The organism is Endozoicomonas sp. YOMI1, from assembly GCF_024606345.1.
Lineage (GTDB): Bacteria > Pseudomonadota > Gammaproteobacteria > Pseudomonadales > Endozoicomonadaceae > Endozoicomonas.
This window is the reverse complement of the sequence record NZ_JAHHPM010000294.1, coordinates 1-6424: the sequence shown is the minus strand read 5'-3', so window position 1 is coordinate 6424 and position 6424 is coordinate 1. Positions and strand designations below refer to the sequence as shown.

At 50.3% G+C, this 6424-nt stretch carries 8 protein-coding genes; 3 read left to right on the top strand and 5 right to left on the bottom strand.

Annotated features, from left to right (window positions below):
* Window positions 1-227, top strand: a 227-nt coding sequence (locus KDK15_RS10355) for a hypothetical protein (protein WP_257295281.1), incomplete at its 5' end; no start/stop codon positions are given.
* A 572-nt stretch (window positions 228-799) separates the two neighbouring features.
* Window positions 800-1504 (top strand): hypothetical protein, encoded by a 705-nt coding sequence (locus KDK15_RS10350; RefSeq protein WP_257295280.1) that lies wholly within the window; start codon window positions 800-802, stop codon window positions 1502-1504.
* A 58-nt stretch (window positions 1505-1562) separates the two neighbouring features.
* On the opposite strand, the gene KDK15_RS10345 is transcribed toward KDK15_RS10350, so the two are convergent.
* The 5 genes from KDK15_RS10345 to KDK15_RS10325 form a co-directional block, all read right to left on the bottom strand.
* A complete protein-coding gene (locus KDK15_RS10345) occupies window positions 1563-2618 on the bottom strand; it encodes an ankyrin repeat domain-containing protein (RefSeq protein ID WP_257295279.1) in 1056 nt (351 codons plus the stop codon).
* 96 nt (window positions 2619-2714) lie between these two features.
* Window positions 2715-3338 carry a hypothetical protein gene (locus KDK15_RS10340; protein WP_257295278.1) on the bottom strand — a complete coding sequence of 208 codons (624 nt, stop codon included), beginning with the start codon at window positions 3336-3338 and terminating at the stop codon, window positions 2715-2717.
* Window positions 3307-4008 (bottom strand): deoxyribonuclease V, encoded by a 702-nt coding sequence (nfi, locus tag KDK15_RS10335; protein ID WP_373691361.1) that lies wholly within the window; start codon window positions 4006-4008, stop codon window positions 3307-3309. Before nfi ends, KDK15_RS10340 begins: the two co-directional genes overlap by 32 nt.
* Window positions 4001-5392 (bottom strand): ATP-binding protein, encoded by a 1392-nt coding sequence (locus KDK15_RS10330; protein WP_257295277.1) that lies wholly within the window; start codon window positions 5390-5392, stop codon window positions 4001-4003. Before KDK15_RS10330 ends, nfi begins: the two co-directional genes overlap by 8 nt.
* Window positions 5393-5403: 11 nt before the next feature.
* Window positions 5404-6126, bottom strand: a complete 723-nt coding sequence (locus tag KDK15_RS10325; protein ID WP_373691360.1) for a response regulator — start codon at window positions 6124-6126, stop codon at window positions 5404-5406.
* 76 nt (window positions 6127-6202) lie between these two features.
* Here KDK15_RS10325 and KDK15_RS10320 point away from each other — a divergent pair.
* Window positions 6203-6424, top strand: a 222-nt coding sequence (locus KDK15_RS10320; RefSeq protein WP_257295276.1) for a hypothetical protein, incomplete at its 3' end; no start/stop codon positions are given.

The following is a 6424-nucleotide window of genomic DNA, read 5'->3' as shown; positions in this document are numbered from 1 at the left end:
ATCTATCATGCCTCGGAGTTAACGCCCTTCGATGCTTCGACAAGCTCAGCACTCAGGACGAACGGAGTTCGGAGGCTCCAAAATGTGTAAATTATTCAAGGACTATTCCTCAGAGCGACAAAGTCCCCGGCTTTGGCATCCTGCGTCGCCCTACCTCCCACATCCGTGTGGTCCTGCGCGAGATTCGGGGCAGTTTAAGAAATATCCGGGCTAAGCGTCCATGTTAACAGTAACAGGCTCTATCACTTTCCGGGGGATAAATTCAGCCTCTGATTGGTCAGGTAAAGGTCTTTTGCGTGACTTGAGTCTGGTTTCGTAGCTTGCACGGGATAAAGAGGGTTCGTTATTCTGGGCTGTCCTGTTGCCATCGGCATCCCTGGAACAAGCCTCCCGGAAAAGGTCACCTGCTTCTCGAGCCTGTCAAAGCCTGTGCTGCTGTTTTGAATGAGTGTTCTTAGGGTGGACATTAAGCTTACCCCTCCATTTTCAATGGCTTTTGAATGGAACCTGACCCCGGTCAACAATCTGTTGGATAATGTATGGCCAGCGCTGGAGCCCGATTAAAACAATAGCTACATTAACAGCGTAATCGTTCGAACGATATCTCTACCTGCAGAAACGGGAATTTCTGACTATCTTATGTTCATATTGGTTTGCCAGTTCTTGAAGAGGCTGTTTAAAAATCCATTTGAGAAGCATCATTTTTAGCATCAGACTTGAGTTTTTATTCAACCTTCATATTAAAAAGTTGTTGTTGCAGCGATTAAACTCACACTCAATATTTTGTCAGGAGGTTCGAGTGTCCAGAGTCATCCAATTATGTCTCATTGGCATGATTGCCGTATTTGCCACTGTCCAGTCATGCTTTGGTGAGGCAGAAACCAACTATAAGAACAAACCAGCCCCTGCAGAAATAACATCACCGATGCCACCCCGGGATGCGTCATTGTCTGAAGTGGATAAAGAAGCGCTTAAAGCCACTATCCTTGATATGGTTCGAAACTTGAATACGTTTGACTTTGATGAGTTCGCCAGCTTCTTTGCTGAAGACTCATTAAAAATGTTAAAGCATCAGGTGCAACGCTATCACTCAAGTCACTTGTTTGAGATTATTTTTCCTGAAGGACGGGCAAAGGCCAATGAACTGAGTCCACAGGATTTTTTTGTGCGAATCATTTCCAAATCAAAATTTAATGTTGGTATTTCCCGGGCCTACGAAATTAATGTAACCCCCAAGTGTCACATGCGTGCAGATGATGACGGAGAAATTGTAACCGTATTAACCACCTTCCCGGAGTCATACTCCGGCTATCAATCCAGAAGCGAGGTGTTCACCTTCAGAAAAGCCGGGAACCAATGGGTTCCAGAGGTTCCGGACTTTATTCTCAGCGACTTTAAATATGACCTGACCCGAAACTTTGCCAGCCCGCGCATTTTCTACCCACTCTATCCGGTAATGGATACTTTCAACATTATGATGGGTTCCTTTATGCCTTCGAGTTAACAACCAGAAGGCGGGATGATTTAGGGCAAGAGCATGGCAAGAATGGTTAATGGCAGATTCACGGAAATATTATTCCTTTTCTCTGTAATCGCAGTTCCTTCAGTGTGGCCACGGGTAAAGGCAAACCTGCAGGACCACGCCCATTGAGATGTTTCCCAATAGCCCGTAAGCTGGCACCTTTAAGTGACAGCGGTGTGGTTTTCGGGTTTATATTATATGTACGGATAACTTTCCTGACCAACTTCCTGGTCAGATCGTTATCCGCACGAGCGCCACACCTGAGCAGTTCAAAGGCAATATCAACCCGCTTTTCCCAGGCAGCTAACTCAAGGGGGTTTATCCTGTCGACATCAGTGCTGTTAACATCCGCATGATAATCCAATAGCAAGTTCACCCTCCTTAAACACCCGGATTGCACCGCAATAGACAGAGGAGTAGTCAAGCCCAGTGACTTGCCGTTAACGTCCGCCCCGGATTCCAGCAACAGCTTCGCGATCTTGATATCCCCAATGCTCACCGCTTTGTATAGTGGCGTTTGCTCGCCCGAACTTCTGCTATTAGTGTCCGCCCCATACTGCAGAAGTAGCTTTACGGCATTGATGTGCCCACGGTAGGCAGCCACAAACAACGGGGTGTCACGTCCGCAAGCCTTGCCGTCAGGGTTCGCACCGTGTTTCAGCAGTACCTCCATGACCTTAATACTGATACGCTTTTTATGAAGGACAGACCCCAACGGCGTTTTGACACCAACGGTATGATCGTCAGGGTTTGCCCCATGCTCCAGCAACAATTGCAAGATCTTGATACGCCGATGGTTCACAGCCGTTTTCAATGGGGAATCCTGATATTTCAAATAGTATTGTTTGTGAATGTTCACGCCTTTATCCAGTAGCCGTTCTACTTCTTTGCGGCGTCCGGACCTGACAGCCATGGTCAGGGCCAGCTTGTCCCGAACAGTAATTTTACGTTTCCCATATGCGGTCAGTGTCTGGTAACGGGGACTGGCATCTTGTTTCCCGCTGGCCTGGTCAGGGGTACCGCCAGTGTCGGAGAGGGGGTTATGGCTTGCCGGATTTTCAATCCTGAGTGCTGGCGTATTGCTGATACGGTTCATGATGTCTGCTCTTCATCAGGGACATCGTACAAATATAGGCTTACGCATTGACCCCGGAAAAGTGATGATTGCCAGAACTGACTATCGACACAAACTTTAGTCAGCAGAACGATCACCCTGGCCCGAAACCGCTTCAATCACCAGACTGCCTTCCCGGGTATCGAATTGAATATGCCCATCGGGATTATTTTTGGCCAGTGATTCGATGGTTGCCGACAGTTCCGGTGTGTTTACCAAGGAGATCAATGGCATCTCGGCAAGCTCTTTTAGCAGTGCCTTCTGAAAGCTGTCCACGATCATGGTTTTGAACAAAGCCACTTCCAGGTCAATCCGGGCTTCCATAAACGCTATCTGATCGAAATAAATGGCCTCATCGTCCCCGGAATATCTCAGCTGGGTGAAGCCAGTAATCTGCACCGGCAATTTTTCAGTGACCATTCCCCCAAAGACATCAGCATCCACCTTGCCATTGATATGGAACATCAGAGGCTTGCCATCCCCCTGGAGAAAAATCCGGGGAGTGTCCAGATAGAGCTGCACCGTCATCACCGGCAGCATATCCAGATTGCGAATCTGTGGTGAGAGAAAGCCTTCATTCACCAGCTGCTGAAACTGCTGCTGGCTGTAGACCTCCCGGTCATTTCCTGCACAGCCCCCCAGGAGTATCACTGCCAGTGTACAGAAAAAATTAGCGAGCCAGCATCTGATTGGCCCTGGCAACCGCCTGCCCCCGGTTGGAAGCCAGTGCATCTGCCCATCGGGTGGTTTCCGGCAACCGGTAGCGGGTAAGACATGCTTCGACATAATGCACCGCCGTGTTCAACGATAGTCTATGGCCAATACTGATATACAGTGGACGGGTTGCGCTTCTGGTGCGCAGCACACTGCCAATCACTTCATTATTATCCCACAGTGCAACCCTGGCACCTTTCTCTTCTGACAGAGTATCACTTTTTCCACAAAGTCGGCTTTTGGCAACACCAATAGCGGGCAGTCCCGTGATAACCCCAACATGACAGGCAACGCCAAACCGCCGTGGATGGGCCATTCCCTGACCATCGCACAGCAATAGATCAGGCGGTATCCGCAACTGGCCAAGTGCTGCCAGAATCGCCGGGCACTCCCGAAATGACAGCAGCCCGGGGATATAGGGCATCCGGGTCGGTATTTTGGCAATGGCATAATCCAGCAGTTCCAGACCGGGAAAAGCCAGAACCGCAACGGCTGCACGGGTTACCCGCCCGTTATCCTCAAAGCCAACATCAACACCGGCAACACGGGTGATTTCAGGCAGGTCATCATGCTGGACCACCTGACTGGCCAGTGTCGTTTGCAATACTTTGGCTTCGGCAAAGGACAGGTCCCAGCGAAGGTTAGCAAACTCAGACACTCAACCCATTCCTTAACGGAAGACTAAGGGTGACCTCAAGGCCCGGATGGGCATTGCGGGCAGCAATGGAGCCGTTATGTTGTGACACTGCAGTACTGGCAATCGCCATGCCAAGTCCCGTTCCATCATTTTCCTTCCCCCGGGTTTCATCCACCCGGAAGAAGGGTTCAAACAGATCGTCAAGGGTCTCTTCAGGTACCCCCGGCCCATGATCACGAATGCCAATCAGTGCCACATCATTGTCACGAAACAGTCGCACCTCAACTTCCGAGCCTTCCGGAGTGAAACGGATCGCATTTCTGATGATGTTTTCCACCGCACTGGAGAGAAATTCACGGACAGCCACCAGCTCAATTTTAGCGGACTCTTTGAGTACCACAGCCTTATCACGGGCCTGGGCTTCAAAGTTGCCATCGTCCACCAGTTTTTTCAGCATACCCTCAAGAGCAATTTTCTCGCAGGCTGTGTTGGCCATATTTTGCTGAATACGGGAAAAGTGGATGATTTGCCCGATCAACTGATCCAGGCGTTCTATCTCCCGTTCGATGCGCGCATGCTCTGCCTCAGCATCCGGCGTTTTCCGTCTGGCCAGCGCCAGAGAGATCTGCAACCGGGTTAACGGCGACCTTAACTCATGGGATACATCCCGCAGCAACCGTTCTTTACTGAACACCAGAGACCCTACCTGCTCTGCCATATGGTCAAAATCCCTGGCCAGCTCACCCAGTTCATCCCGGCGTCCGGCAACCTTGCCGCCCACCCGGGCACTCAGGTCGCCACGGGCCAGTTTTCTGGATGCCCGCTGCAAGTTCCGAATCGGCCCCACCAGGTAGCGGGCCAGAACAACACAGAGGAAGAAGCTGACACCCAGGGCCAGAATAATAAGATGCCACTGCCGTGCAATAACCTGCTGCACCCGCCAGTGCACCAGCATTGGCATCTCCTTGGTGAGATACAGTTCATAGGGGGCATCATTCAGGGTAATTCGCTGCGGACCAACCACAACCACCCCTCTGCGAAAGGTAATCGTCGGATCGCTGAGATTCCGGGTTTTGTTGTAGGCAGAAATCAACTCTTCAGAGATCGACGCACTGCCCAGAATATTCCCCTCGGTATCAAACAGGTAGTAACCACTGCCGGGGAACCGCGGAATAGGTAAATGCACGGAAGTACGGGAGAGCAGCTCCATTTTACGGGCCGCTATTTCCAGCTCACGAAACAGCGCCCGCCGCTCGGACAGAAAGTCCGATGGATCCACGGTAACGGCAAAGGCCAAAAACAGCGTCACCAGCATGGCAATCATGGTCAGCCAGAACCACAGAAAAATCTTCCAGAAGACACTGTGCCATGGCCAGACCACCAGCCCGGGGATTTTAACTCGCACTGGCAACTCCATCAGCCCGGAAGAATATAAAAGTAACCAGACCCACGAACGGTTTTTATCCTTGGATTGCCGTCAGGCCGGGTACCAATCTTCTTGCGTACATTACTCACATGCATATCAATGGCACGATCATAAAGTGTCAACTTACGGTTAAGGGCGATCTGGGTCAGGTCATCCCGGGAAATCAGCTCACCGGCCCTTTCAATCAGTGTTTTCAGCACCAGAAATTCAGTTGCCGTCAACTCCAGTGGCTCACCGGAAATGGCGGCCTCACGGTTAGCCAGATTCAAGGCAATATCATCAATCTGCAGGGTTCGACTGGTCCCTTCCGGAATCAATGGTGTGCGGCCACGACGCAGAATAGCCTTGATTCTGGCCACCAGTTCACGGTGGTTGTAAGGCTTGGGCAAATAGTCATCCGCGCCAATTTCCAAACCGATAATCCGGTCCACATCATCACCACGGGCAGTCAGCATCAGAACAGGGATGTCCGACTGCTGGCGTATCTGCTTCAGGGCATCAAACCCGTTCAGTTTGGGCAAAGTTACATCCAGCAGCACCAGGTCATACACCCCGGACAAAGCAGCATCAACCCCGGCTTCACCATCATGAACCGCAGAGACGGTAAACCCTTCTGTTGCCAGATATTCCACCAGCAATTCACAGAGCTCGATATCATCATCAATCAGCAACAGCCTGGCACTGGTTTTGCCCGTACTCATAGAGTGACTCATAGAATGTGCTCCATAAAAAAATACCCCGCTCTGGGGGAAGCGGGGTTAAAGGTACAGTTCATGAGGTAACCGATGGATGGCCAGTCTCCCCCCCCGCCCGGGTGTTCTGACTGCCTCTGCTTATTCATTTAATCAAAGAGGCTTGCCAATACAGCTTTCATATAAAGTCATACAAAGGATGAAGCTGATTGCCTATTTAAATTTGGCAACACTTTCAATTTTCAATTTTCAATTTTCAATTTTCAATTTTCAATTTTCAATTTTCAATTTTTATCCTCAATTTTCTGCCGCCCTCGCT